Consider the following 25,806-nt stretch of genomic DNA (forward strand, 5'->3'; position numbering starts at 1 on the left):
GCTGTTGTTCCCACCCTTCGTTTGGTGCGCTCAGGCAGGGTCTGCCGGCAGGAACACCATTGCCGTTACCCAGATACCTGCGGCATCGGCGGATGAAACAACCAGCGGGTTTTTCGGAATGACGACGCTGTGGGTGGCATAGCTCTGTTGTGCGATATGGCGGCAACGCTGGACGTCGAACAGCTGCTCGCTGTCGACCGGCTCAATCAACGCTGAGAGTTCAGGTTCCAGTCGTTGCAGTTCTGTGGCTGAGTGCAGGTAGGCGTTTGAGCGCATGGTGATATCTCCGTGTTGGGCTTCGGCTAGAAATAGAAGGAGCCTGGCTGGGCAGGTGCCGCGGGTGTGCGCGACGGCAGGGTCGCCGGTCTGGCGCGTGGGTTGAGGCCAGGATCGGCGTGCGGTTTTGGGTTTGGCGAGGACAGCGGTATCGAGTGGGTATCCTCCTCGGTGGCCATATCGGCTTGGGGGAGGGTACTGGCCAGCACGTGCTGCAGCGTCAGCTGCCCTTCGCCATGGCGCTTCATTTTGTCCGGATCGGACAGGATCAGAATCAGGGCCAGCAGTTCATGGTACTGATGGCCTGTTATTGGCCCGGCGTTGGGCAGTTGTGGAAAGAGCCGATCCATTGCATCGACCATCGGTTGTACGCGGTGATCCAGAAAGGACAATCCGTTGAGCTTGTCATGCAGGCGGCGCAGGGGGTTGAGGGCACGCTGACTGATTTGGTTTTTACCAGCCACGGAGCGCTCAAAGAGTTCATTGGCATCCCGGGCCACTTCGCACAGGAGGGTATGCCCCATGCCGTTGATCTTGTCATCCAGCGGGGCAGCCTGGCGGGAGGGTTGTATCCGGTAGACCGTGTAATCGAACTGTAGCCGCTGGGCGATATCGGCGACCGGGGCAATGGCGCGACGAATCGCCTCCGCATAGTCGGGGTGCTTGGCGATCCAGTCATGGATGACTTGGTCATAGTTATCGAGGAAGGAGTTTTTGCAGGCGGCAAACTCTCGGCCAATCCGGTCCAATTCCGGCAGTATCTGATCGATACGGGCCTCAGGTACCGCATAGCCGCCGAGAAAACGCACACCGATCTGCTCACACAGACGCTGCGCTTCCTTCTTCAGGCGCTCAAACTGCGAGAGGGCTTCGGGGTCACAGATCTTCTTGCTGCCCAGGCTTGCAACATCGGTGGGGGGCAGCTCACTGCCATCGACGAGACGCAGGTCCTCGGGGCGCAGCTTTTTACGGCCACTCCAGATGGAACAATCGATATGGCAGATCACCAGTTTTTCCAGGGTCTTAATACTCATGAGGGTGGTTCCTTAAGATATGGGGGTACACGCCAGCCTGATGGACGGCGCGTCGCCGGGGGCGTTAAGCGGTAGGTGGTTTTGATGGTGGTGTTGTCGATACCCAGAGGTGCTTGCGTCATGCCTGCCAGTGATCGCCAAAGACATCGGCGGCAATACGGTGAATGGCTTCGCGCTGCTCCGGTTCTGCCCGGGCCGTCAGGGCACGGACCAGGGCGTATTCCACCGCATTGGGGGCGCCCTTGAAGGCCAGTGTCAGCTTGGCCCAGCGCAGCAGGGTGCGCGTTGACAGTGTGATGCTGAGCTCGGCGCCGTTGTCGGCACCTCCGATAAACAAGCGTCGGATATCGTTGGCGACCTTCACCATCTTCTGTCGGAAGAGCTCCGGCAATGCAGGCACGACGCGCTCGAGTATGGCTTCTTCTATAGCCGTGTCGGCATAGCGGGCCTCAAGGAGGCGAAAGCGATCCAGGAAGGCCAGGTTCTGTTGCAGAACGCCCTGATACAGCCCCGTCTGATCGCCGCTGCCGGCACTGTTGCCGGTGGCGATAAAGCGGAACTTGGGATGGGGCTGAATGATTTCACCGCCGTTCTGGGGGATGACCAGCGGTGCGCCCTCAAGTATGTCATTAAGCCCGGCTAGCTCTGCCGGTTCTGCCAGGTCAAGTTCGTTGATGATCAGCAGGTGACCGTGTTTAACCGCTAACGCCAGAGGGCCGTCAACAAAGGCCATGTTGCCGTTGACCAGGGTGTGATGCCCGGTGAGATCCGACAGCTCCAACCGGCCGTGGGCCGTGATCTGCTGTACGGGCCAATTAAGGCGTGCGGCGATCTGGCAGATCAGCGACGTCTTGCCACATCCCGTGGGGCCGCTGATGTACAGACCGTCACCGTCCGGGTTGGACAAAAAGGCCAATACATCACGCAGATCCTCCTTGCGAAACACATACTCATCTCTGAGACGCGGGATATTGGGATGGTCATTGTCAGGGCCGTATCCCTCCAGTACAAAGCTGTCGGGTGCCGGCACGTTGAAGGTGGTGTTCACCTGAACCAGGTAGTGCGTTGTATCCGTCATGATTAACCTCGGCATAAATACAAAAGCCCCCTGACCAGGAGGTCAGGGGGCTTTTATTGATGGAGTGGTGGTTGTGGGTGGAGCTAAGGTCGGCGACGTGCGCCGTGGCTATTCAGAAATAAAATGAGCGTGGTTGTTTTGAGGGCAAAGTGGGCTGCGCTATTGGCTCCTGCGCCGTGTGCTCCTCAGTTGGGGCAGTTGCTGGGATGGCCGTGTTTGCCGCCTCGGGCTGAGTGACGGTGAGGCGGATGCGCTCCGATGCAGGTTTGCGGTACTGAGTGAGACAGGCTTCATCGATCTCGCCCAGCTGCTCGGCAATGAGCACGGGATAATCGATATTACCGTTGACCCAATAACGGCAGATTTTAATGCCGGCATACTCGGCATGGGCGAATGCACCCATCATCGCCACCAGGCGTTGCTGCACCTCGGTCATGGCCTGCTTATGTGTTTTGAGTTGTTGCTCCAGTGCTTTGGCTTGATGGTTCACCTCCAGATAGTGTTGGGACAGGGCTGCCCAGCGAGACTGATCAGCCCCTGCGGGAACAAAGTAATCCCGCTCAGGGCATTTATCGGGTTCCTGCCGGGTATCGATCAGCGTCCAGAACTGACGGGCGGTGTCTTCCAGCGTGCTGAGAAAGGCATCATCCCGGGTGACCTCGAACTCGACCAGTTCATCGTCATGGAAGAACACTAACCAGCCTCGGTCTGCGCCGGCGACGAGGATCTGGTGTTGCACCTGAACCCAATACAGCTGATAGGTGCTGCTTTGTTCCGCGCCTGAGCGTACCTCCTCGAATACGCGGGCGGTGGGGCATTTCAGTTCAACTGGTTCACCGGCATTGTTGATGCCATCGAAGCTGGCACGCAGCAGATGGTTGTGGTCCGCTTCGGCGCACAGCGGCAGCAGCAGATCCTGGTGCGCCTGTTCGAAGGCCAGGCGTGCTTTGGGTTCCAGTTGGATACCGCGTTGCACGTTAGGGTTAGCGGACAGGTCGTCAGGCAGTATCAGTGCCGTTTTTTCGGCCCACAGGCGCCAGGGTGTTTTATAGGGCGAACGGTCCATGATAACCGGGGCTTCCGACGCCGTAATACCGCCATTACGCCAGCGGTGCCAAGCGGGTGTTCGCTGGGAGAGATCCACGATACGCATGCAGCCTCCTAAGCGGGAGGCAGCACCCGGCCGGGGGGGACTGTCTCCCCGGGTGGGTTAGTGGGAAAGGCTCAGGACGCCTGGCGCGCCTCAAGTGGTGCGGGCACCTGTTGGCGGGCGAGATGAATCTGCTGTTGAGCGAACGTCAGATCCATCCCTTGGAAGTGCTCCTGTGCGTATTCCAGCGCGCTATTCCAGGCGCCGGACGACTCGGCACGTTCGATCAGCTTGCTGACCAGGCCTTGGGTCCGCGCAGGGATTTGTGAGAGATCGGCCAGCTGAGGCTCAACCACGACCGTGGCCTGTGCTTCAATGATCCGCTCGGCTTCATCCTGATCGAAGATGCCGACAAAGCCGAAGGCAAGGCGCGAACACTGAATCATCGCCTTGTGCCGGAGCATGCGTTTGGTGTGGGTCTGCCAAGGGCCGCTGTTACGGTAAGGGCCATTGCTTCCAACACCCTCAAACGGTGGACGGTAGACCTCATCCAGGTGCTCCGTGATCTTGACTGGATGCGAGCGGTCGCGCCGGTAAATGATGCACTCCATCCACTCCGGGCATTCTTTGGCACCATCAGGCGTGACGCGGGTGTCGGCACTGCGAAACTCCATGCCATCGAACTGATCGTGTTGGTTGATGATCCGTGACCAACCATCGACCCCAACCACCGGTATGATCCCGGCGTGCTTGTCCGGAAAGGCATAGACCTCCCTGGTGAACGGATTGAGGCCATACTGGTCCGCAACAACCAGCAATGCCATCATCTGTTCGTTGCTCGGCGCACTGCCATCCCGCTGTCGGAAAGCGGTGGCCTTGAGCGTCTCGAATAGCTTGGCGGGATCGACATTGAAGCGCTCGGCAAAGCGCTCGGTCAGTTTGGGCTTATCCATGGTGATGCCCTCCATCTGAGGGCTGAGCGGAAAGATGCAGTGAGAAGGTATGGCCGCAGTCACTGCACTCGAAATTATCCAGTACACGCGCATCAACCACCGCACCGATCTTGGCGCCAGCAATGCAGCCAGACGCACCGCCAACCAAACCGCCAATGATAGCCCCGGCAATTCCGCCCGCGGCCACCCCCACCGGACCACCGACTACACCGACAGCCATGCCAACACGCGAGCCGGACAGCGCCCCGCTAAAACCGGTCACCGTACCGGCCACGCCGCCGGCGACGGCTCCTACTTTTTTGCCATAGTCACGGGTCATCACCTGCGTCGAATCGCAGGCTGAACATCGAATCTTCATGGGTAATCTCCAGATACAGAAAAGAGTCAGAGACGGACCAAGGGAACCCGGTCCTGAAGCACGTCACCTGGTGTGTGCTCGGGTAGGTAATATGTATCTGAGATTATTTTGAATCGAAATTGCGAGCGCATCTCGGAGTGATTTCAAGCGGCTGGGTTGTGGGCGCTCAGAGTTATTTTCTACAGATCTGAAGTATTGCATGAACCTATAATGGAGCAATACTCATGCGTCTCTTACGTTTACCCGAAGTCATGTACCTGACTGCTTTGTCCCGCTCAAATCTTTACCGCAAAATTCAAGCTGGCACGTTCCCAGCCGCCGCCCGCACCGGATCTAACTCTGTTGCCTGGGTCGAGGAGGAAGTGCTTGCTTGGATTCAAGCGCGTATAGACGAGCGAGGTCTGCCAGATACTCCGTAGAACCGGCAAAACCCAAGAGGTCGTCGCTTCATTTCTTCATTTTCCTGCAACCTGCTAGTTTCCTCGAGTAGCCAGATCATCAAAACGCCGCGATTTGTGGGGTTTTTGGGGTTGTTTGCCAAGGTTTGCCGTCTATATGGCACCGGTATAATAATATAAACCCCCTCCCCACTGGCTAAGCGCTCAAGTGCGCTAACTCTTCATACTATATGCATAACTTACTGACTAAACATTTGGTCAGTGTGTTCGTGTATGGCTAACGAGGACTCTGACTTCAACGGAGTTCATCATGTATCAGAAACGTGTACTGGAAAACCATAACCTAACCCTCTGGAACGAATCCAAGTATTGCGGCTGGCCTCTCTACGAGGGTGGGCCACTGGTCAAAGAGTACCTGGATCGTCTGCTCTACGTTATCGACAACGCCACACAGGAGTTCGAGAGAGTATTTGCTGTTCGGGTAGACCTGAGGTGCAGTGGTCTGACAGGTGACATCCTGTCTGGCAATGACGCCATGGAGCGCTTCAAGAAAGCGTTGGATTCCAGAATGGCGAGCTATCAGCAACGTCGGGCTCGACAGGGCAAACCTGTCTATCGCTCAACGATCAGGATGGTCTGGGCAAGGGAGCTAAAAGATGCCCGTACGCCGCACTACCATCTGTTGCTGCTCTTCAATCGAGAGGTCTTCTGCTCACTGGGTGAGTATCACTCCAGTAAGGGCAGTCTGATGACGATGATTCTGAACGCGTGGTGCTCGGCCGTCGGTATTCCATACCACATCAATCCTGGCCTTGTGCATGTTCCCGACAATCCTGAGTACTTCCTTAATCGCTCTGATAGCTATGTTCAAATGGCGGACTTGTTCTCCCGTGCTAGCTATCTATGCAAGGTCGACACCAAGTGTTTCGGCCGAGGGTTCCAGAGCTTTGGTTCGACACGCAAGTAACAAGGCCCTGACTGTCGGGCTCTCCTGTAGATGGTATGACTGCGGCTTTGCCGTTCTTACCATGTATGCAGGAGACCGAATCATGTCCGACGATAACTTATCTTGGGCCGACCGCTGGATGCGCCAGTATGAGCAGGAGCACCCGGACGTCTTGCAGCAGGGGGTGCACATAAGCAAAGCCCCCTCGAACGGTTGGCAACCCCATCCGCATCCTCCTGAAACCCCGTCACGGCCGTCGAAAACAGGGGGTAATGCGTGTCTTTGGAGTGCTCCCGAAGACCCTGTTGTCCGCACGACAGACCCAGTGGTGCTGGCGGCAATCCAGGCCCGCAAATCACTGAAGCTGACACAGGCAACATTTGCCCGTTGTTTGGGGATCAGCCCCCGCACTGTCAGTGAATGGGAGCAAGGGCGCCGTCAACCCAGTGGTGCTGCACGGACGTTGCTGCATTGGGCTGCCGAAAGGCCTGAATACCTGAAGCAGGCCCTACAGGCCTTTCGGCACTGCAAGGCAAAAGGGCTGTCACCCGGAGGGGGTGGTACGTCAGAGCAGTTAAAAAATACGGCTCGAGACTGTAAATTTTTCTGTGTAAGTAGCGGTATATCACAGTGAGAGTCGATCACCGAAAATGATGATGAACTGACTCATCGCCTGTTTCCAGTCCCTGATCGGCATCGTCCACTTCTTTGAGATGTGGTGCAACGCCAGATAGAGCACTTTCATCACCGATTTGTCGGTCGGGAATGAGCGGCGAGTCTTGGTCACTTTGCGCAACGAGGCGTTGAGGGACTCGATCGCGTTGGTGGTGTAAATCACCTTGCGGATCTGTGGCGGGTAATCGAAGAACACGCACAGGCGTTCCCAGTTTGCTCGCCAGGAACGGCTGATCGTTGGGTGCTCTTCGTCCCACTTGGCCGCGAAGGCGTCCAGCGCAGTCTCGGCTGCGGAGAGTGTCACTGCGCCGTAAATAGTGCGCAGGTCGGCAGCCACCTCCTTACGTTGTTTCCAGCTTACGTAACGCAACGAATAACGTACCTGGTGCACGATACACAGCTGGACCTGGGTCTTGGGGTACACGGCTTCAATGGCTTCTGGGAACCCCTTCAGACCATCGACGCAGGCGATCAGGATATCCTGCACACCGCGGTTCTTGAGCTCGGTGACCACTGACAGCCAGAACTTGGCACCCTCTGTCTGCGCCATCCATAGGCCTAGCAGTTCTTTCTCACCGTCCATGTTGATGCCTAACGCCAGATAAACCGACCTGTTCTGAACCATGCCGGACTCGCGGCTGCGAACCGCCAAGGCATCGAGATAGACGATGGGGTAGACCGTATCCAGTGGCCGATTTTGCCAGGCATTCACTTCATCCATCACGGCATTCGTCACCTGGGAGATAAAGGTTGGCGAGACCTCGACGCCGTAGGTTTCTTGAAAGTGGGCCTGGATATCACGGGTGGTCATGCCTCGGGCGTACAACGACACGATCCGGTCATCGAAGCCCTGTAGCTGCTTCTCGCCTTTTTTAACCAGCTGGGGCTCAAAGGTGCCGTTGCGGTCTCGCGGTACATCCAGGTCGATATCACCGTGAATGGAACGGACTGACTTACGATTCTTGCCGTTGCGGGAATTGCCGGTATTTTTACCGGCTGTGTCGTGTTTTGCATAACCGAGATGACTTTCCATCTCGGCCTCCAAGGCTCGCTCGGCCACTTTTTTGGTGAGCTGCCTGAGAAGGCCGGACTCGCCGAGGATATCTTCAGGGCTGGAGCAGCCTTCCAGCAACTGATCTATAAGGGTGTCTGATATAGGCATTCTGTTGTCCTTTCAACAGGTTGGAAGAATGCCACTTACACAGATTTTTTTACACTCTCTACGGCTCAGGATAATGATACGGAGAGGTAAATCTCTCGAACGCCATCACACAGCTAGAGGACCAAATGATGTTAATACTACCTTCCATGAACGACTCGAAAAAGAATGGAAAAGAACCAACCAAGCGCACCAATAAGCGCGCCATGAACCGTGAATCCAGCCGCCAATTGCTGGAGAGCAGAAACATTGAGTACTGCACTAACAATGACGGCATCCACCTGATAGTCACCGGTAACGGCGGCTTGATCGACTTCTGGCCAGGCAAAGGCAAGTGGATCGCTCGTGACCAGAGCATGTCTGGTTTCGGTGTCTTCAATCTGATCGACATGATCGAGTCAGGTCTGCTTTGATCTCGTTTGCTCATCGCCGGCTCACATCGTAGAGCCGACTCCATCCTGCACGGCATTCTGTTAATCGCCTGCACCTTTCTTCTACACCACCCCCGCCACAGCTTCTGCATATGGGCTACCCAAGCCCAGGGGAAGCTGTAGCCTTTATTTGGACCTAGATCACATGAACAGACAGATTCAGCTCAACCCTGATCAGCTCGAAGCCCTGGAGGCTATCAAGCACTTTCTCAACAACCCTGACCTGGAGGCATTTGTACTCTGTGGCAGTGCAGGCACAGGCAAAACCACACTGGTTTCCATGATCATCGAGCTTGTTCATCAATTGGGTATGGAAAGCCTACTCGTGGCGCCGACAGGACGTGCTGCCCAGATATTGCAAGGCAAGCTCAACTGGCTGCTGCCCAAGACGCTTGGACCTGTCGCCGTATCGACACTGCATGGGGCGATCTACTACATGGCAAACCTGAGCGTAGACGACGCACGCCCTGAGGAAGGGCTCAGCGCGCTGCACATGGACTTTACGATCAGGAAGCAAGGTAACCCCTTTGATCTGATGATCGTTGATGAAGCATCAATGGTTGGGAATACTGCGCTCTTTCAGCCATCAATGCGATTTGGTTCAGGAAGGCTGCTGAGTGACCTGGTGGGATACGTCCAGTACCTCTATAGGGAAGGTATTGTGAGTCGTCCGATCAAACTTCTGTTTGTCGGTGACTTGGCTCAGTTGCCTCCGGTGGGGAGTCAGCAATCGCCGGCACTGAGCCCCGAGTGCTTGTACAGTAATTTCGGGCTGCAAGCGCGACGGTATGAATTGACCACGGTCATGCGGCAAGGAGAGAACAGCGGGATTCTGGCCTGGGCGAACGCCATCCGTGACTGGATCTTCCATTCTTCCGGCGGCGCAGTCGAAATACCCTTTAACGGCCATGACATCGTACCTGCCGACTTCCTTTCAGCGGTTCGAACGATTGCTAACAACGTCCGCCAGCAACAGCCCTCGGCAGCCGTAGTGTACAGCAACGCACTGGCGCTTGATTACAACCTAGGGGTTAGGGAGCAGCTGTGGGGTAATCCCTACAGTCCTGTCGTCGTGCGCGACAAACTGTTGGTGACTCGGAACTGCCCGAGTGCTGGGCTAAGTAATGGTGATTTGGTTCGGGTAGTGGGCATCCATCCCTCCAGCTGGCGGGAGCAGGTGCGGCTGCCCAATGGGCAAGCGGTGGACTTATATTTCAGAGAAATGCTGCTTAAACCGGATGCGTCGACAAACGAGTCGAGCACGATCAAGTGCATGGTGCTGGAGAACTTACTGTTCTCAGGTCACCGTGATCTGCAGGACTGTGAGCAGTTCGCACTCTTCGAGTTGGTCAGGCAGCGACATCCCCGCGTGGATCCCGATAGTTCCGAGTTTAGAGAGCTGCTCCAGGCTGACCTTTACTACAACGCTGTCCAAGTGAAGTTTGGCTACGCCATGACCTGCCATAAGGCCCAGGGCGGGGAGTGGCAGCAGGTGATCGTAGATCCGCTAGGGGTAAGGTTGGACACCGAGGATGGTTGTCGCTGGTTGTACACGGCGGTGACTCGGGCGTCGAATTCGCTGATAGTTGTAACCTAAAATAGTAAGAAAAAATAAAAGTGACATTACAAACCCAGATATTCTGATACTTAGTATCAGAATATCTGGGTAAGTAGCGTCAAATTAATAAAATATATGAGAACGGCAGTTGTTGGCGGCGGCGTAAAGCTGCGTATAAATGGTGAAGTTATGGAATACCATAGCCGGGGGGATCACCGGGGTTGGTGGCTTGCTATGCTGATGGGCTTAACGGCGGCGATACAGGCATAGTTACCGGACAACGCCAAACCTCAGTCCCACGGTGACGGGTTGCCGATGTGAGCTACGCGACAACCACTCATGCAGCACGGCATCAAACGGCACCTTGGCATGCAAACCAGCCCGTTGTTCGACAGCGTGTTGAAAGCTCTTCTGCGTTAGCTCACTACGGCGGTACGAATGTCCCATCGCACGCTTGATGGCGACAAAATGGGCGATGTCTTCGGCGAGTTCCGCCGCGCTGATGGGCGTCACTTGGGCGCCGGCAGAGGCAGTTGGCGCAAGAGTTCGGTGGCGATGCGCACATAGGCGGAAAGCGACTCCGTCGAGCGATGGCCGAAAATGTCCTCAGCACCTTGGGGCAGGTCTCCTGCTCCATGCATGCCGGCATGCATGCGTATGGCGCAGCACATGGCTACCTAAACACGCGGCCGTTACGCCGGCTGTCTTGGCATGGCGGACGAGTATATGGCGGATCACCTCGCCGGCCCCCAAGCCGTAACGGCTCATCAGCAAGAGCAACGTATAGTCGCGCAGCCAGACGGGTGTCCTGCGATCAATGGCCGCCAGAATGCGGCGGGCATCATCCCACGGCAGCGCCCGCAGTGGCCGTTCATAGTGGCGCACGACTGGCGTCACGATGGAAGATGCCAAGTCAGTGGATACCTGCCTGGTGGCCAATAGAAAACGCATCTACCGCCGATGTCTGCCGTGGTCGTGCGCGCAAAGTGCTTGCTGCAATCCACCAGGAACGCATCGATATCTGTCAGCTTTTGGCGCCGCAGCGACCGATGCCGGGAGCCGATAAACTTTAGGAAGCGGCGAACATGGGCCAGCTTCTTATTGATGGTACCTTCCGGGTTGCCCCGATCTTGCCGTAGATGTTCGGCGAAATCCTGTCGTCGGGAGTGGGCTCAGAGGTGCGATCCGTGCCGGGTTGCCACGCAGGGACCTTGACGCCCGAGGTGCATAAACCAAGGGCCCAAGCCCGCAGCGCGGTCTGCGCTCGTTGGCAGGCACACTCAGCATCAATCTGCCGCTGTGGTGCGTACCACTGGGCAAAGGTATTCACGCCGGCCTGCGTCAGCTGTTCATCGGCATCAAGGGCTTCAGCCATGCAGTAGTGATGGAAACGGCGGATCCAGTAGAGATACTGGTCAATCGAAGGCGCCTTGAGGCAGCGGTTCTCCCGCCAAACGTTCTGTAACCTGGCTAACCGGGTCTCGAAAATGGATACCGCTTGCTCGCTGTGCACCGCTCAACTCTTGTTACGTCAATAACACACGGTGACAACGTTAATGCCGAGGAGTGGGCGGGGCTGCCCCAGAGTTGTGTTGGATGCGCTGTAGATCCGAGCCGCGCGGGGCGAACCCCATAGGCGCCGGCAGACTTGGCAGATAAACGGCGAACGTTGTGCGCAGCGACGACAAAGCACCGGGCCCCTGCAGCCTCTCTCGGAACGACGTGATACTGGGTTGGCAGCTGCGGAACAACGCCGGTGCCGTCTGCAAAACAATCGGTTAATGCTTCTCGTACCAGGTGAATCTGGCGGCAGATCCATCGAACAGCGCTGGGTAGGGCAATATCGTCGGGGCGTAACGTATCAGCGGCGGCTTCGGCACTGCCGGCATGTTCAATGTGCAGGACAACCCGATCCAACGCTGCGAGCGTGCCGGGCAGAAGTCCGGCAACAAGCTGAACGTGCGATGGCCCTCCGGGCATTGCCAGCGCGGCATCCGTGTACCGGTAGGTGTTACACGGGGATAGGTGCCGTGTCGAGAAAACGAGCAGCCACCTTGCAGACGCAACGGGCAACTTGGCAATCTCGCCATGCGCCACACAGGCCTCGCCCGAGCGGGGCGTCTCGAATCGGATCGGCATCTGACGCCTGTACCACCGAACGTTCACCGGTACGGTAAACAATACTGGCCAGCGTCCAAAGGCCTTACAATTTTATGTTCAACTCTGGATAAAAATCGACTCGGGATAATGGGCCTTATCAAGGGCACCAGATAAGGTTCACAGTCGTCGTCAGCTTATCGAGGCGGAGTCGGCCTAGCCGGCAACGGTATGCGAAGCACTAGATCAAATCGCCGCCTGTACTGGGGCGAAGAGCAGATCAGCGAGCCGCGTCTGGACAGCGATAAAAAGCAGCAGTATCGGCGGACACACAGCAAGCCGGTGGTCGGTGCCTTCTTCGAGTGGAGCCAGGCGCAGTTACAATAGGGTGATCTGACGCTATCAAATCCGCCGAAGAAGGGCCTGATCTATGTTCTCACTCGAGAGCATAAACTGCGGGTGTTCCTGAAAGGTCCGGCTCTTTTGCTGGGCTGAACTGGGAACCGAGCACGTCGGGATCTTCAGAGCCTGATCAGTACCCGCAAGTTGCACGGCATCAATCCCTATACCTACCTGACCGATGTGTTGCTGCGGGTCAGCAGCCATCCGGCTAGCGAGGTCGCTGATCTGACACCTCGGCTCTGGAAGGCCAACCCACTGCGTTCGGATCTCCATCGGAAGGTCAATAGCGCCTCAGAATGACCGCATATGCTTCAAGGATATTTTTAGAAAACGATCAGCGTAATTCTTACACTAAGTGGCAATAGATTTTTTGAGCACTCTAGGCTCGAATTTAGTCTGAGGTTAGTGCATTCTTAACTAGAGTTGTTCATGCCGGTTTTTTGTGCGGTATTGTAATGGCTATGATATCGAGCCTACCAGTGTAGGTAAGGTTCCTTAGTCTTCACATTTAGTAACAGGTCCTTAACATGGTTGATGGAAATAGAACGGAATCTACCTACGATGATAGTAATGTAGAACTTGATTTTAGCCCTTATAGGGATTCATCGTGGCCAAATTACAAGGAGGGCTCATTGCTTGAGGCGACGCTGTTGGAGTCAAGTAGGGAACTTCAAGTCGATAAGTCGATGGTGACTTTAGCAGCGTTTGGTGCAATTTCAACTGCATGCCAAGGTATCTTTGATATTGAGCAACCGACTGGTAATAAGGTGGCCGGCTCTCTAATGCTGTTAATCATAGCAGAGTCGGGAGAACGAAAAACAACAGTGGAAAAATGCTTTTTTAATGCCCTTAGGGATGTACAGAAAAAATATTTTGAAGAGCATAGCGAAAACAAAATTGGCTATGAACAAGAATATGAAATATGGAAGGTAAGCGACTCTTCGTTGAAATCAGAATATAAAAAGGCTGTAAGAAATTTCGCTAGAAATAAAGATAATGAAAGTTCGAGTGATTTGTTAAGATTAGAGGGGTTTTTAAGGGATCATAAAGGACGGGTGCCAAGAGAACCAAAACGCCTTAAGTTTATTTATGAAGACAGTACACCAATGGCTTTACTTCAGGCAATGTATTTTCAGGGTAGGAATGCTTGTCTGTTATCTAGTGAGGCTAATAGTATATTTCATGGGCGGGCTTTTAATGATTTAAGCCTGATTAATAGCTTGTGGGATGGTAGAGAAATATTTGTTGATCGTGTTTCCAGTGAGAGCTTTCATCTTTCAGATGCGCGATTGACTTTGATGTTAATGGCACAGGAAGATGTTATAAAACGTTTTATATCCAAGCGTGGCGAGGAGGCGAGAGGGATTGGATTTTTGGCAAGGTTCTTGACCATTAAACCGGCTGGCCGTGCTGGTAAGCGTCAGTTTAGGTGTATGGGGAAACTTGATTATTTGGATGGTTTTTCCAAGAGAATTAGTGAATTAATGGTTTTGTCAAATAAAGGTAATGAAAAAAAATTGCTCAAATTTACGCCGCGTGCTTCTGAGCGCTGGCGCCAGTATGCGGAGAAGATAGAAAATGAAATGAATACTGGGCTTCTATATGAGCACTATCATGACCATGCATCAAAATTGATGGACAATGTAAGTCGCGTCGCTGGTCTGGTTCATTACTTTGAAAGTCAAAATGAAGATGAAATAGAAGAAGATACGTTAATATTTGCATTTGAGGTCGTCGTTAGATGCTCTAATCATTTTTTGATGCATTTAGCAGGCACTCCTTTTGTTGTGAAGAATGCCGAAACGATAGTCGGAGAAATCTTTAAGCTTGTCAAAAGCAATCAAAATAATTTAAATCGTAAGGTGTTTGAGGATCCGGAAACGAGCTTGAAGCTTAGAAGAGGGGTTTTAATTGATTTTAATTATTCTGATGTGGCTCGTAGTGGGGCTGCGGTTTTGCGCGATCGTAAAAATTTTAATGCGGCAGTTAGATTGTTGGCTAGGATGGGACATATAAAAGAAAACAAAGGGCCTAGAAGCTCATTCAGCTATTCATTTTCCGAGTCAATAGTTCATGAGGCGGATTCTCCTGAGATGAAAAATGGTTTTCAGTATACAATAAGAAATTTACCTCTTTATGAAGACCAGGTTCTTAAAGTTCTTGAAACTAATCATGGTAACGGTTATTCCGCTATTCCTCATAGTAGAAGAGCAAAAAAAGAGTACTTTATACTAGTCGATAAATACGATAAGGGATAGAAGTGGTAGTATCTTTTGCGCTTAAATATTTCTGTGAGGGTATTAAGCCGGCCGACAAATACATTCACGCCGCGTAGGCGATATGACAGTGCTGGAAGTACTTTTTCACGCGCTCGGGCTTCTTTTGCAGCATCCTTACGTGACTGTTGATTTTACTCTTCAGGTCATCAACCGTTCGGGCCGGTGAGGATGCGCGGATGCCGTGTTTCAGGTCGCAGCTCAGGTACTCATCCGGGTTCAGTTCCGGCGAGTAGGACGGGAGGTAGAATACCTCGATTTCCTGCTTGTGCTTCTCCAGCCACGACCGCACGAGATGGGCATGATGCATACGCAGGTTGTCCAGAATCAGAAAGGCCTTCTTATGTGATGATGCTATCAGCCGCTTGAAGAAGCGGATCAGGACCTTGGCCGTCATCGTCTCCTGATAGACCATGAAACGGACCTTGCCCTGGTTCGTGATCGCCGAAATCATGTTGACCGACAGCTGCTTTGCATTCGCCTTCACCACAGGTGTTTTGCCTTTCGGCGCAAACCCTCGTGCGTGCTGGCATTGATTACGTACGCCGGTTTCATCACCCCAGAAAATCTCGGCATTGTGCAGCTGCGCCCGGGCTTTGATAAAGGAATAGGTATTGTCCAGCCAGTGCTGTACCTCTTTGCTGCGCTGCTCGTAGGCTTGCTTGGCGGGCTTCTGCGGCGTAAATCCCCAGCGGGCAAGATAGGTGCTGATGGTACGTGTGGCAATCCGGATACCCCACAGCTTTCAGATAAGGCTTTTAGTGGCCGGCCGGTTCCAGAGGGCCAAGGGCAAATGATCTGGGCACTTATCGCACGTGATGGCCTGAAGTACGGCTTCCTGAGAGGGCGACAGCATTCGGTCCTCGTTACTTCGACGACCACGTTCTCCCAGCTGTATGGCAGTCTCACCTGGATGTTAGTAGGTGTAATTCCAGTGGCAGGCTGTGCCGGAGTGGACCTCCAAAGCCTGGGCGATCTAATCCCGGCCATGTCCGGCTTCGAGCATGCGGGTGACCTGCTTTCAGTTGTGCTACTGAAGCTCTGAACTCAGCTTCCGTGCATCTAATTTTTCCATGCCTAGCAGTGTTCATTTTTACCGTATTTGCAAGACGGGAGGAGACCATATAAAGGATAAAACTTAGGCAGGCTGCGGGCAAAACCTGAAAACTACGCAGCCAATCGCTACCCCTTGCGGCGATTATTCTCGTCTTACTCCCGGGTGTGGCGTAGGCCTAAGTGCTCGGGAAGGCGTGCCGAGTCCCGCACTACCAGATCCACGGTTTCCAGCAGTGCCGCCAGCGGTATCTCGGGGTTCTCGATGCGTTCGATCAGATTGTTAACCGTTGCATCGACCATACGCCCGACGGGCGGTCGAATACTAGTGAGGCGGTAGCCTTGCCAGGCCGCCGATGCAATATCATCGAAGCCGATGATGGATACGTCGTCCGGTATGCGTAGTTTCAGTTCGCCGCGCAGCGCATCCATCGCACCGAGCGCCATGATGTCATTGGCGCAGAAAATGGCATCTGGCCGTATCTGCTGCTGGAACAGGCGTAGTGCGGCCTGATAGCCGCCTTCATACGTATAGTGGCCGGTTTCACGCAGTACCGGTTGTGCCCGACGCTCCTTGATGCGTGAGCTGAACCCATGTTCACGATCCTGGTTGGTTGAGGTGTTTTCGATACCGGCAATGTAGGCCAATTGCTGATGGCCGGCACTCAAGAATAAGTCTGCCACCGAACGACCGGCATCGATGTTATCGCAACAGACTGAACTGGCTTCAACATTGGGCACATAACGATTGAACAGTATTACGGGAGTGCCGAGCTTGGTGCAGTGGTCCGCCATTTCCGATGACAATGTTGATGAGGTGATGACGAGACCATCGACCTGGTATTCTAGCAATTGGGGCAGCAGATCATCGATATTCTGATCCCTTGACGCCATAAACAACAGCACCCTGTGACCACGTTCCTGAAAGCGGCGCATGAACATGTCTAACACGGCCGGGTAAAAAGGGTTGATAATATCGGCCATAACAATGCCGATCATGTTGGAGCGACGGCTGATCAGGCTGCGTGCGATGGCATTGGGCTGATATCCCAGCTTACTGGCCGCGGCGAAGACCTTATCCTTGGTCGCTTTGGAAATGCTGGCGCCCGATGTATACGCCCTGGAAACAGCTGATTGTGAGACACCCGCTTCCCGCGCTACATCGAAAGAGGTTATTCGTTCACGCGCCATGATGGGCTCCTATGACTTCAATTTCAGTGGTGTAGTCGAATAAGACCGGCAACTCTGACAACTGTGATTGACTTGTTGCAAGTGTAAACGTATGCAATGGTGCTCGCAATGGCGTCTTAATCTGATGCAGCATGATGAATTTTAAGAATAATTTATGCACATCATCGAGATGGGGTAGCAAGTGTCCAGTAAAGGTTGGGATTTATCGTGAGTCGGCTGGTGTTACTGATAATGTATCACTGCAGATGTGTGATCTTAGTCGCTGGCACTGATTTGTTGAAGCGTTAGGCTGGTCAGCCCCTTACTAGGGGCTGAATCCGCATGGAACCTTGTTAGGGTGCCAAAGCTTTGCGTTGCTTTTGGCCAATCTTTATAGGTAAATACTCATCATTCCAGCTCAGTGGTTCGATGTAGCGGGTACTTCGAAACTCAAACGGCTTCGAAGCCACAGCGGCCCCCTGTATGGGCGCCGCCTAGGCCTTCAATGTCAGAGTTGCGCTTCAGTCCATTCTTCACTCTTGAGGTAGGACTGGAAGCCTTCGCGAATCATCTGATGTTCGGATGCCATGGCAAAGAGGCTGACGTTGCTATCTAGAAAACGTGGCACTTCCGTCATGTTGGGTAGGAACATACCAAGTGCCCGATTGGCAGCTCCCGCGGCTTCGCAGACACGCTTGACTGCAGCTTCAACGACAGGATCCTGAGGACTGGTCGCTTCATAGCCGATAGTCAGGTCGACGCGGCCTATGAATAGGCAGTCCAGCCCCGGCACAGCGGCGATCTCGTCGATGGCTTCAACCCCGGCTGGATCTTCAATTTGCCCGATGATTACCGTCTGCGCAGCGGAATTGGCGAGATGGGTGCTGATGGGCACCGTGCCATAATCGGCCGCACGGGTGGATCCGGCATAGCCGCGTCCTCCGGCACCGTAGTGGCATATCTTCACCATTTCCTCTGCCTGCTGTGCAGAGGTCAGGTGTGGTACCACGACACCTGTGGCTCCCAGATCCAGCGCATTCAAAATGGCGCTCGGCGACATTTCAGGAACCCTTACCAGTACCGGGCAGCCTTTCAGGCGAGCTGTCATGATGCATAGATCCAGTGCCTCACGCCCAAAGGGCGAATGCTCAGCATCCAGAATTAGAAAGTCCAGGCCGCTGTTAGCCAACACTTCGACGATAATCGGTGAGGGGGTTTTAACAAACGTGCCCATCAGTGGAACTTTATTACGGAGATTTTCTTTTAAGCTTTTTCCGTTCTTCATGACTTCACCTTAGGGTTGGTATCTAGGGGCAGGGAGCGGCGACCTTTGGCCCCTGGCTGATGGTTTGGGCACAGCAGCGCAGAACAATGGATTGAATACGTATTCATAATATTATTCGACTGCTTTTCTACCGTCAATGGCCTTCTGTACGTGACGGCATTGCAGGTTCAAACGGGGAGGCCTATAGCTTGATGGAGTAAGGCTTCGAGGGCGGTGACACAGTCGCTTCCGGCTGCGCTAAAAGCATCACTGCAGGTCGTACCGGTCCCGATTACTTGGCGCCATGGAGGCCAGGGTCTGCTTAACTTCAGCGTTGTCGAGGTCAATGAGAAACCCTTGCCCTGATGCAGCGAAGGGGGCAGTCAGTATCTATTAGCCCTTGCGTTGAAAATCCGTTACGGCGTCCAGAGCAGCCTCCTCAGCGGGACTGCTCCAGACATCGGTTGGCTGCTTTATACCGTCGCGACGGGTGTTACCGGCGATCCCACGGCGCCAGGCAAGCGTAGAGGCGGAGCCGTTAAGAGGAAGCGGCTGCGGTTGTGAGACCTCAGGAAGTTAGCGAGTTCGGTTAGGTCCCAAAGTTCGCCGAGATGAATGCCAAGCTTGAACAGGCATTGTTCATGTAACGGCAAGGAGGCGTATAGGCCCTCGCCTGGGCGTGCGGGAGAGGCTTCGACAGCGTAGTTGTCGGCAATTAGGACTGAGATTCCGCTTTCGTCTATCCAGCGTAGTAGGCGGCTGTCACGGCCATCCAGTGCTGCACAGGACGCATTCAGTCGTTCTAGGTCTGGGCTGTGATTCATGCTCTTTAAGAGACGGGTATAGCCAGTGTGGAGGCAAAGCATGTCTCCCTGCTCGACTTCAACAGCGTCCGCGTCCAGCACTCTTTGCAGGTCCTCATAGCCCACCAGGACGCGTTCATTACCAAAGTGGGCATGCAAGTCCACCATAACGCCTCGCCCCTGTACGGCAGTAGCCGCCATATTTTCAATGCCAAGACGAGAAGCTTCGACTCCCTCAAACTGCGAGCAGTGATCGCCGCAGTCCTTTCCGGGTTCAGGCCCGATAACGTGCTCCCCACCCCGCCAGCCATTGTAGTAGACCGTCTCAGCGACTCCGTCTTCGTCGGCATCGAACTGGGCACCGACATGCGCGAGGGAGTCCCACTGCGTTGAGTATTGAGTATGAATAAGGACCGCATCATCGCTGATAACATCGGTGAACGCCGAGCCTTGGCGCGATAGTGGATAATTATAGTTTGCGCGACCGTCGCGCACCGTGGAAAAGCGTCGCGGCGGGTAACGCCTTGGGTTGAGCTTGTTGCCGCCGGGATAGTCTAGAGGAAGCGACAGGCAGAAGCTGCGGCCTTCTTTAACCTCGGAGATTGCTGCCAGTACGCGTTCGGGGGTCAGGAGGTTGAGCCGCCCGATCTGGTCATCCTCGCCGAAGTCTCCCCAGTTCGAACCTTCGGGGCGTTGCTTCCAGCGTTGTGTCATTGTTTTAACTCCTGCCCGACCTCCTCGTGTCCGGAGGTCGGGATCTGTATAAGTTGAGAGCCTGAGCCCGTCTAGCGCAGGTTGTATCGACGTACCTGATGAGCCGCGGAGCACAGGTTCTGTGGAGTACTTCGCCCGTATAGTGCTATTGATGATCGGCAGGGCGAAGGACTGTCAGAGCAGGCGTTGTAGCTGTTATCTCTGGACTACCAGAGAGCCATTTCGGGCCTGGGCTGCATAAAAATGTATACCCAGGAATACGAAAAAGGCGACGATATCACTCCAGGCGTCCGGCCACAGCAGACCTGCTGCGCAAAGTAGCACGACCAGGCGTGTTGCTAGGTTTGGCAGTGGGTAGCCGGGCTGTACCATGCCCGTCTGTGCCGCTGCCAGTGCGTATACTCCAAGCAGCGCGGTGAACAGGGAATAGGCAACCGACCAGCTTAAGCCGTCGAGCATCAGGAGTTCCGGATGATAAACGAAAATGAATGGCACGATGAACGCTGGCAAGGAGAGCTGTATTGCAAGTAAACCCACCTGCATCGGTTTTGCCCCGGAACCTGCGATCGACGCTGCAATGAAATTGCTCGGGCCAACAGGGGGCGTAATCGAGGAAAGTGATGCGAAGTAGATCAGGAAGAGGTGTGCGACGATGGGTTCGATGCCCGCCGATGTAAGCGCTGGTGCAACCAGAACAGCCATCAACAGATAGCAGACGATAGTCGGTAGCCCTAGCCCTAGTATGATTGAGGTCGCAGCGGTCAATACCAGCAGTAATGGCAGGTTGGTGCCGGCAACGCTGGTTAGAACCTGCGACAATACCAGACCGAGCCCGGTGGTGCTGGTAAGGCCGGCTATGATGCCGGCAGTCGCGATGATGCCGACGATCACAGCACTGCTCTTTGCGCCTTCGATGAGTCCCTGGATCAGGTGTTTCAGCGACAGACTAAGCGAGCGATTTTCAAGCAGGTCCACAAGCAGGATCGACAGAATTGCCCAGAAACCGGCCCGTTGCGGCGTAAAGCCCTCAGCCAGCAGAGCAATCAGAATGACGACCGGGGCCAGTTTCAACCAGCCCCCCAGCGGGCCTGATGCCATGTTGTTGTTTTCCAGAACCAGGGGTGTGGTTGTGATACCTTCGCGCGCAGCGCGCAGATCAACAACAAGGAAAATACTTAGATAGAACATGATGGCGAGGGGAATGCTGGCGACCATGACCGTGGAGTAGCTGATGCCCAGGATATCGACCATCAGAAAGGCTGCCCCACCGAGGATAGGCGGAACGAACTGTCCGCCCACACTGGCGGTTGCTTCGACAGCGGCGGCAAATGACGGAGAGAAACCGGTGCGTTTCATCATCGGGATTGTAAAGGCGCCGGTGCTGGCAGTATTGCCATACGCGGTTCCCATGACGGCGCCGAGCCCGCCACTGGCAATGATCGCAATCTTTGCTGGACCCCCTCGAGATTTTCCGAGGAAACGTTTGGACTTACCCAGCAGAAAGTCGATAAAGCCGATCTGGCTTAGGTAGGCGGCGAAGACAACGAATAGCACGATGTAATTGGCTGAAACGCCGGTAATGCTGCCGTAGATTCCTCGGCTGGTGGCATAGAGCGCCTGCACTATTTGCGTGATGTTGAGTCCGGCGTGTGCAAAAGGCCCCGGCAGATATTCGCCGAAAAGGGTGTAGAGAACGAAAAAGAGTGCAATCAGGGGGATGCTGATGCCTGCCATCATCCAGGCTGCCAGCAGCGAAATGCCGATCGCCAGCACCCCAAAGGTCAGCTCCAGGGTGGACGGCGGCAAACCGGCAAATTTGTAACTAATGGGATAGTAATAATAGGCGTACGCGGTAATCGGGATAATGATGACAGCCCCGAAAATGGCCAGTACGCGTTTAAAACTTACCGCATCTGCTGCCGTGAGGGCGAATAGCATGAGGAAGCCGAGCCCGATGTGCAAAATACGGTTCAAAACAGGGTCCAGGAAGAACAGCCCGGACGCCAGCACGATGGTCATGAGAGCGAAGGCAAGAGCGGTGAGTTCTCGGGTTTTGGACCAGAACGAAAGTTGGAAAAAAGATCCTAGCATGGCGCATGATCTCCGAAAGCATGGATAGGCTGGCACACTGGTGTTTACAGGAACTTCCAGCACAGGGAGCCAATGGCTCCCTGTGCTGGCAGCGATTTACCAGATACCGATCTCCTGGAAATAGCGGATCGCGCCACTGTGGTACTGGACGCCCAGGGCTTCAAGATATTTACGTGATGCCAGGGCGTTGTCCTTGGTCCATTGCGATCCGTTGCTGTGCACGGCGGTGAGCTTTGCAGTGCTTTCGTAGATTGCTTTGGTGGCTTTGTAGGCTTCATCGTCGCTTATTTGCGCTGTTGCCATCATTAGCGAAGGTAGCATGACGGTGGCGGCATTTTCAGGCTGGTTATTGTAGATGTTGGCAGGGATCAGCCCTCGTGCCATGAACGGCTGAGCCTCTAGCAGTTTATCCAATTCAGCGTCGGTACCGGAGAGCAGCTTGGCGTCGATGGTGGACATGACGGATACCACGGCACCGGTGGGGATGCCGGGGGTCACGACCATGACCTCGATGTCGCGGTTTTTCAGTGCATCTGCCTGAGCCTGGTGTCCGAGACGTGCCTGCTGGATGCGATCGAGTGACTGTCCCTGCGCTTCAATCGCGCCGGTGGTGACTTCAAAGGCGGCACTGCCAGGTTCCCCCACACCGACGATGCGGCCGGGTTGAAATGCCTCGCTCCAGGACGAAATACCGGAGTCGCCGCGCACGACAACCTGTAGAAAATTGCCATGTCCGGCACCAATGACGCGGATTTTGTCAGTATCGATTGTTCCGTCTTCAATACCGTTTTTCAGGCTGGTGGACAGCATCAACCCCAGATCAAGGTCGCCTCCGGCGGACAGGCGTCGGCCGTTCTCCATCGAGCCCGCCGTTGTTACCGGCATGACTCTGGTGTCGAGCGCCTCGCCGACCGCCTGGGCCAGTCCGTTGCCAAGTACGAACCATACGCCGCCTTCAGTGGCGGTTCCCAGACGCAGTGCTTGGGCATTGGCGGCCGCATGGCTCAGGCTCAGGCCGGCCGCTAGGGTGGCAATTGCGACGGCTTTAAGAAATTTAGGTGATTTCATGTGTTGTCTCCGTTGTTATCTTTATATTTCGACTGCAGTTCTGGCCGCCGACCTTGGCGGCGGGTTGGGTTCTATGTGGCCAGTCAAGGCCTATCGACGTATCAGCTGTTCCGGTACCCGCACGGGCAATGAAAGCAGCAGAAACGAGAGTGTTTTACCGTGGCGATCCAGGGTCAGGGCCCGGTTGACCCCGCCCTCCAGAACGTCATCAAGGACAAAATTCATGGCGTGCAGGTGAGGTAATAGATACCGTTTTACCTGACTCGGTGCACGATCGGCAAAACCGGCGAGCACAAAGTTTTCGGTAACCTGTTCCTGCAGCCAGGGCCAGAGTTCCGCCTCGTAGGGCACCAAGGATATGTTCAGTCGATTACCCTTGTCGCCTGCGCGGGCGTGGGCAACGCTGTGCAGCGGTACTTCAATCAGCGGCGTGGACATCAGTATCCTCCCGATTCGTGGTTGAACAGTTGCACCTGAGATGAGACGAAGTGTCGGGGAATCCCCGCCGAGGTCGTGGTGATCTGTTTATGAATACGGCTTCGTACGCCGCCGCCACCAGCAGGGCCCGTGGTGTAGAGAGCCTCCAGCTCGCCGAGTAGGTCCTCTACTCGGCTGCGTTGCGGCGCCAGGGTCGCTATGCGCACACGGACATCCTGCGTTGTCGCGTCGGCCACCGTGGGCGCTAATGCGGCGGGCTGTTCCCACTGGACTCCGCCTTGGCTAGCGAACGCGCTGATGACGCCGATCAGATCACAACGCAGTGGCAGGTCTTTGTATAGGACGGCAGCCCGCGTACGTATGACTTCGATGGCTAGACGAGCGCGCGCGGCAGCATTGGGGCCAGCATAGGAAATTTCGGCCTCGCCGATCCAGCCAGAATCGAAGCATAGGGTCGCTTTGAGCAGGTCGGGCCGGGGCTTGCCCTTGGCATTACTCACCAGCACGCGGTCATCACCAAGATCGTTGATCGTAACCTTGCTGATATCTAGCACGACGTCCGGCGTTAGGTAGGCTTCAGGGTCGTGAATTTCATACAGCAACTGTTCTACGACAGTACGTTCGTTGACACAGCCTCCAGTATTGGCGGCTTTGCGAATCAGGCATTCGAAGGTGTCTGTGATCTCTACGATCGGAAAACCGACCCACGCCAGCCCGGGTACATCCTTGAATCCCGGGTCTGCGAAGTAGCCGCCGCAAATGTGCGAGCCGCATTCGATCAAGTGGCCTGCAAGGGTGCCGCATGCCAGGCCACTCCAGTCCGTCTCCTGTAGGCCGAAGGTGCTAATCATCGGCCCAAGCACCAGTGCGGGGTCGGCCACTCGGCCTGTTACCACGATGTCGGCGCCCTGGTCGAGAGCTTGGGCGATCGGGAAGGCGCCAGTATAGGCATTGGCGGCAATCAGATGCTCGCCGTCTTTGAGTGTTCTGTCTGAGGTCAGAGCGAGGAGGCCTTCGCTACCGTGCTCCTGCATCAGGTCATCCCCTGTAACCACAGCAACTCTGGGCTTTCTGCAGCCTAACTGAGCACTTAACGCCTCGATTTTGCCGGCGGTTTCCTGCGGATTCCAAGAGCCGAAGTTACCGATAATAGGAATTCCTGCGTCCAGGCATATCGTCAGCACAGTACTCAGGCGGCGCAGCATCATTTGCTCCCGCTCTGCTCGGGCAGCGGGATCCTGACTCAATGCCAAAGTACGTTCGGCCAAGGTTTCAAATATCAGGTAGCGCGGACCCTCCTGGGTGGCGAGGTCCTGCGCGACCGCGATCGCAGCATCCATGCGGTCACCTGCAAAACCGGCCCCGCCTCCGACCATTAGTCGTGTTTTCATTGTTCTTAGTCCCATTGATTGGATCACTCGATTGAACCAGCTTCTGTTATATTGTTTAAATGAATAATTTGTATTGATATATAGGTTTAGGCTATGAATGTTGATGTCCGGCATTTACGGGCTTTTCTCGCTGTGGCCGACGAGCAAAGCTTTACTCGCGCGGCCGAACGGCTGCATATCACTCAGCCATCTCTCAGCGTTATTATCCGTGACCTTGAGGGAGCACTTGATCTGAAACTGTTCGACCGGACCACTCGAGCTGTCAGCCTGACTATGGCGGGGCGCTATCTGATGACAGATGCGCGCCGGTTGGTGCGAGAGCTTGAACGTTCCCTTTCTGATCTGCGCTCCATTACGGATCTGGAACGCGGTAGCCTGAAGCTGGCTGTTCTGCCATCCATTGCAACGTCCATCGTGCCTGCTGCGCTGGCAGAGTTCTGCCGACACTATCCCGCTATCGATATTCAGGTTGAGGATTGCCGGGCAGACAGCGTCCTGGACGCTGTTGATTCCGCCGATGCTGATTTGGGTATCACTGTGCTGACACCTCAGCTCGCCGCAGATTACGAATCGACGTTGTTGGCCCAAGATGCACTGGTGGCGATCTTGCCCGCCGAGCATCCGTTAAACTGCAAGCCCAAGCTGACTTGGCGTGAGCTGGAAGGCGAGCCGCTGATTGCGATGCGGGCGGGCAGCAGCGTGGCGCATTTGATCGAGGATAGTGGCGTGGCGTCTGCGTTTGACCTGCGATTTTCACTACAGGTCAGCTACATGTCGTCCGCCGTTGCTATGACACAGGCTGGTCTTGGTATCACGGTACTGCCGTCGCTGGGCGTTGGTGCGTTACTGACACCGGAAACCGTTCTGAAGCCGCTGGTGGAACCTTGTGTGAGACGGGACATTGCGCTGATTCAGCGTCGCGACCGCTGGATTCCCCCGGCCGCTGAAGCTTTTAAACAGATACTAAAAGAGATCAGCCCGGCTTTTGGTAACCAATAAGGCACGATGACCGTGGCAGCCTAGAAGTCGGTCGGCTCGTCCCTGCATTGCCTGGCACAGACTAAGTGAATTGCGGTATCGCAA

General features: G+C 54.9%; 24 protein-coding genes and 1 pseudogene. 10 read left to right on the forward strand and 15 right to left on the reverse strand.

Annotation, left to right across the window (positions count from 1 at the left end; translation table 11 throughout):
• Window positions 1-30: 30 nt before the first annotated feature.
• The 5 genes from KDW95_RS22640 to bet all read right to left on the reverse strand — a co-directional run bounded on the left by KDW95_RS22640 (window position 31) and on the right by bet (window position 4,431).
• A complete protein-coding gene (locus KDW95_RS22640; protein WP_255854028.1) occupies window positions 31-276 on the reverse strand; it encodes a hypothetical protein in 246 nt (81 codons plus the stop codon).
• Window positions 277-302: 26 nt separating this feature from the next.
• Window positions 303-1,310 (reverse strand): DUF3150 domain-containing protein, encoded by a 1,008-nt coding sequence (locus KDW95_RS22645; RefSeq protein ID WP_441813619.1) that lies wholly within the window; start codon window positions 1,308-1,310, stop codon window positions 303-305.
• Window positions 1,311-1,428: 118 nt separating this feature from the next.
• On the reverse strand, window positions 1,429-2,388 hold the full coding sequence (locus tag KDW95_RS22650) for an AAA family ATPase (protein ID WP_255854029.1): 960 nt from the start codon (window positions 2,386-2,388) through the stop codon (window positions 1,429-1,431).
• Window positions 2,389-2,500: 112 nt separating this feature from the next.
• Complete coding sequence (locus KDW95_RS22655; RefSeq protein WP_370646652.1) at window positions 2,501-3,541, reverse strand: YqaJ viral recombinase family nuclease; 1,041 nt, start codon at window positions 3,539-3,541, stop codon at window positions 2,501-2,503.
• A 71-nt stretch (window positions 3,542-3,612) separates the two neighbouring features.
• Entirely contained in the window at window positions 3,613-4,431 is an 819-nt protein-coding gene (bet, locus tag KDW95_RS22660; RefSeq protein ID WP_255854030.1) for a phage recombination protein Bet, read from the reverse strand.
• Between the two features lie 49 nt (window positions 4,432-4,480).
• Between bet and KDW95_RS22665 the strand changes: the two genes are divergently transcribed.
• From KDW95_RS22665 to KDW95_RS22680, 4 genes are all read left to right on the forward strand, one after another.
• On the forward strand, window positions 4,481-4,774 hold the full coding sequence (locus tag KDW95_RS22665) for a hypothetical protein (RefSeq protein WP_255854031.1): 294 nt from the start codon (window positions 4,481-4,483) through the stop codon (window positions 4,772-4,774).
• Window positions 4,775-5,040: 266 nt separating this feature from the next.
• Window positions 5,041-5,208 (forward strand): helix-turn-helix transcriptional regulator, encoded by a 168-nt coding sequence (locus tag KDW95_RS22670; protein WP_255856557.1) that lies wholly within the window; start codon window positions 5,041-5,043, stop codon window positions 5,206-5,208.
• Window positions 5,209-5,497: 289 nt separating this feature from the next.
• Window positions 5,498-6,154 (forward strand): inovirus Gp2 family protein, encoded by a 657-nt coding sequence (locus KDW95_RS22675; protein WP_255854032.1) that lies wholly within the window; start codon window positions 5,498-5,500, stop codon window positions 6,152-6,154.
• A gap of 118 nt (window positions 6,155-6,272) precedes the next feature.
• Complete coding sequence (locus KDW95_RS22680) at window positions 6,273-6,767, forward strand: helix-turn-helix domain-containing protein (RefSeq protein WP_255856558.1); 495 nt, start codon at window positions 6,273-6,275, stop codon at window positions 6,765-6,767.
• Here KDW95_RS22680 and KDW95_RS22685 read toward each other — a convergent pair.
• Window positions 6,759-7,970, reverse strand: coding sequence for an IS256 family transposase (locus tag KDW95_RS22685; protein ID WP_255853987.1), 1,212 nt, complete (start codon window positions 7,968-7,970; stop codon window positions 6,759-6,761). The two genes, KDW95_RS22680 and KDW95_RS22685, sit on opposite strands and share 9 nt — an antisense overlap.
• A 125-nt stretch (window positions 7,971-8,095) precedes the next feature.
• Between KDW95_RS22685 and KDW95_RS22690 the strand changes: the two genes are divergently transcribed.
• The gene (locus KDW95_RS22690; RefSeq protein ID WP_255854033.1) at window positions 8,096-8,380 is read left to right on the forward strand and encodes a hypothetical protein; all 285 of its coding nucleotides are present in this window, start codon (window positions 8,096-8,098) and stop codon (window positions 8,378-8,380) included.
• A gap of 163 nt (window positions 8,381-8,543) precedes the next feature.
• Window positions 8,544-9,995 carry an ATP-dependent DNA helicase gene (locus tag KDW95_RS22695; protein WP_255854034.1) on the forward strand — a complete coding sequence of 484 codons (1,452 nt, stop codon included), beginning with the start codon at window positions 8,544-8,546 and terminating at the stop codon, window positions 9,993-9,995.
• 1,030 nt (window positions 9,996-11,025) lie between these two features.
• On the opposite strand, the gene KDW95_RS22700 is transcribed toward KDW95_RS22695, so the two are convergent.
• Window positions 11,026-11,469, reverse strand: coding sequence for a hypothetical protein (locus KDW95_RS22700; RefSeq protein ID WP_255854035.1), 444 nt, complete (start codon window positions 11,467-11,469; stop codon window positions 11,026-11,028).
• An 815-nt stretch (window positions 11,470-12,284) separates the two neighbouring features.
• Here KDW95_RS22700 and KDW95_RS22705 point away from each other — a divergent pair.
• From KDW95_RS22705 to KDW95_RS22710, 3 genes and pseudogenes are all read left to right on the forward strand, one after another.
• A complete protein-coding gene (locus KDW95_RS22705; RefSeq protein ID WP_255854036.1) occupies window positions 12,285-12,440 on the forward strand; it encodes an IS66 family transposase in 156 nt (51 codons plus the stop codon).
• 91 nt (window positions 12,441-12,531) lie between these two features.
• A pseudogene (locus KDW95_RS23545) lies at window positions 12,532-12,755 on the forward strand (transposase domain-containing protein); the annotation flags it as partial.
• Window positions 12,756-12,982: 227 nt separating this feature from the next.
• The gene (locus KDW95_RS22710) at window positions 12,983-14,713 is read left to right on the forward strand and encodes a YfjI family protein (protein ID WP_255854037.1); all 1,731 of its coding nucleotides are present in this window, start codon (window positions 12,983-12,985) and stop codon (window positions 14,711-14,713) included.
• Window positions 14,714-14,777: 64 nt separating this feature from the next.
• Here the strand turns inward: KDW95_RS22710 and KDW95_RS22715 are convergent, their stop codons facing one another.
• The 8 genes from KDW95_RS22715 to KDW95_RS22750 form a co-directional block, all read right to left on the reverse strand.
• Window positions 14,778-15,473 (reverse strand): IS630 family transposase, encoded by a 696-nt coding sequence (locus KDW95_RS22715; RefSeq protein ID WP_370646704.1) that lies wholly within the window; start codon window positions 15,471-15,473, stop codon window positions 14,778-14,780.
• 467 nt (window positions 15,474-15,940) lie between these two features.
• Window positions 15,941-16,975, reverse strand: a complete 1,035-nt coding sequence (locus tag KDW95_RS22720) for a LacI family DNA-binding transcriptional regulator (RefSeq protein WP_255854038.1) — start codon at window positions 16,973-16,975, stop codon at window positions 15,941-15,943.
• Window positions 16,976-17,462: 487 nt separating this feature from the next.
• The gene (locus KDW95_RS22725) at window positions 17,463-18,239 is read right to left on the reverse strand and encodes an HpcH/HpaI aldolase family protein (protein ID WP_255854039.1); all 777 of its coding nucleotides are present in this window, start codon (window positions 18,237-18,239) and stop codon (window positions 17,463-17,465) included.
• Between the two features lie 452 nt (window positions 18,240-18,691).
• Window positions 18,692-19,735 carry a cyclase family protein gene (locus tag KDW95_RS22730; protein WP_255854040.1) on the reverse strand — a complete coding sequence of 348 codons (1,044 nt, stop codon included), beginning with the start codon at window positions 19,733-19,735 and terminating at the stop codon, window positions 18,692-18,694.
• 195 nt (window positions 19,736-19,930) lie between these two features.
• Window positions 19,931-21,826, reverse strand: a complete 1,896-nt coding sequence (locus KDW95_RS22735; RefSeq protein WP_255854041.1) for a TRAP transporter permease — start codon at window positions 21,824-21,826, stop codon at window positions 19,931-19,933.
• 96 nt (window positions 21,827-21,922) lie between these two features.
• Entirely contained in the window at window positions 21,923-22,894 is a 972-nt protein-coding gene (locus KDW95_RS22740) for a TAXI family TRAP transporter solute-binding subunit (RefSeq protein ID WP_255854042.1), read from the reverse strand.
• A 90-nt stretch (window positions 22,895-22,984) separates the two neighbouring features.
• The gene (locus KDW95_RS22745; RefSeq protein ID WP_255854043.1) at window positions 22,985-23,332 is read right to left on the reverse strand and encodes an AtuA-related protein; all 348 of its coding nucleotides are present in this window, start codon (window positions 23,330-23,332) and stop codon (window positions 22,985-22,987) included.
• The gene (locus tag KDW95_RS22750) at window positions 23,332-24,837 is read right to left on the reverse strand and encodes an acyclic terpene utilization AtuA family protein (protein ID WP_255854044.1); all 1,506 of its coding nucleotides are present in this window, start codon (window positions 24,835-24,837) and stop codon (window positions 23,332-23,334) included. The genes KDW95_RS22745 and KDW95_RS22750 overlap by 1 nt, the downstream gene beginning before the upstream one ends.
• Between KDW95_RS22750 and KDW95_RS22755 the strand changes: the two genes are divergently transcribed.
• Window positions 24,817-25,722: a LysR family transcriptional regulator gene (locus tag KDW95_RS22755; RefSeq protein WP_255854045.1), complete on the forward strand. Its 906-nt coding sequence runs from the start codon at window positions 24,817-24,819 to the stop codon at window positions 25,720-25,722. The genes KDW95_RS22750 and KDW95_RS22755 overlap by 21 nt on opposite strands.
• The last annotated feature ends 84 nt before the right edge of the window (window positions 25,723-25,806 follow it).

The organism is Marinobacterium rhizophilum (assembly GCF_024397915.1).
Classification (GTDB): Bacteria; Pseudomonadota; Gammaproteobacteria; order Pseudomonadales; family Balneatricaceae; genus Marinobacterium_A; species Marinobacterium_A rhizophilum_A.

Coding starts and splice junctions, on each gene's coding strand:
- KDW95_RS22675 (WP_255854032.1), top strand. CDS start 5,498: ATGTATCAGAAACGTGTACTGGAAAACCATAACCTAACCCTCTGGAAC.
- KDW95_RS22690 (WP_255854033.1), top strand. CDS start 8,096: ATGATGTTAATACTACCTTCCATGAACGACTCGAAAAAGAATGGAAAA.
- KDW95_RS22730 (WP_255854040.1), bottom strand. CDS start 19,735: ATGACACAACGCTGGAAGCAACGCCCCGAAGGTTCGAACTGGGGAGAC.
- KDW95_RS22735 (WP_255854041.1), bottom strand. CDS start 21,826: ATGCTAGGATCTTTTTTCCAACTTTCGTTCTGGTCCAAAACCCGAGAA.
- KDW95_RS22655 (WP_370646652.1), bottom strand. CDS start 3,541: ATGCGTATCGTGGATCTCTCCCAGCGAACACCCGCTTGGCACCGCTGG.
- KDW95_RS22705 (WP_255854036.1), top strand. CDS start 12,285: ATGCGAAGCACTAGATCAAATCGCCGCCTGTACTGGGGCGAAGAGCAG.
- KDW95_RS22755 (WP_255854045.1), top strand. CDS start 24,817: ATGAATGTTGATGTCCGGCATTTACGGGCTTTTCTCGCTGTGGCCGAC.
- KDW95_RS22745 (WP_255854043.1), bottom strand. CDS start 23,332: ATGTCCACGCCGCTGATTGAAGTACCGCTGCACAGCGTTGCCCACGCC.
- KDW95_RS22725 (WP_255854039.1), bottom strand. CDS start 18,239: ATGAAGAACGGAAAAAGCTTAAAAGAAAATCTCCGTAATAAAGTTCCA.
- KDW95_RS22645 (WP_441813619.1), bottom strand. CDS start 1,310: ATGAGTATTAAGACCCTGGAAAAACTGGTGATCTGCCATATCGATTGT.
- KDW95_RS22650 (WP_255854029.1), bottom strand. CDS start 2,388: ATGACGGATACAACGCACTACCTGGTTCAGGTGAACACCACCTTCAAC.
- bet (WP_255854030.1), bottom strand. CDS start 4,431: ATGGATAAGCCCAAACTGACCGAGCGCTTTGCCGAGCGCTTCAATGTC.
- KDW95_RS22685 (WP_255853987.1), bottom strand. CDS start 7,970: ATGCCTATATCAGACACCCTTATAGATCAGTTGCTGGAAGGCTGCTCC.
- KDW95_RS22710 (WP_255854037.1), top strand. CDS start 12,983: ATGGTTGATGGAAATAGAACGGAATCTACCTACGATGATAGTAATGTA.
- KDW95_RS22670 (WP_255856557.1), top strand. CDS start 5,041: ATGTACCTGACTGCTTTGTCCCGCTCAAATCTTTACCGCAAAATTCAA.
- KDW95_RS22695 (WP_255854034.1), top strand. CDS start 8,544: ATGAACAGACAGATTCAGCTCAACCCTGATCAGCTCGAAGCCCTGGAG.
- KDW95_RS22665 (WP_255854031.1), top strand. CDS start 4,481: ATGGCCGCAGTCACTGCACTCGAAATTATCCAGTACACGCGCATCAAC.
- KDW95_RS22750 (WP_255854044.1), bottom strand. CDS start 24,837: ATGCCGGACATCAACATTCATAGCCTAAACCTATATATCAATACAAAT.
- KDW95_RS22740 (WP_255854042.1), bottom strand. CDS start 22,894: ATGAAATCACCTAAATTTCTTAAAGCCGTCGCAATTGCCACCCTAGCG.
- KDW95_RS22680 (WP_255856558.1), top strand. CDS start 6,273: ATGCGCCAGTATGAGCAGGAGCACCCGGACGTCTTGCAGCAGGGGGTG.
- KDW95_RS22640 (WP_255854028.1), bottom strand. CDS start 276: ATGCGCTCAAACGCCTACCTGCACTCAGCCACAGAACTGCAACGACTG.
- KDW95_RS22720 (WP_255854038.1), bottom strand. CDS start 16,975: ATGGCGCGTGAACGAATAACCTCTTTCGATGTAGCGCGGGAAGCGGGT.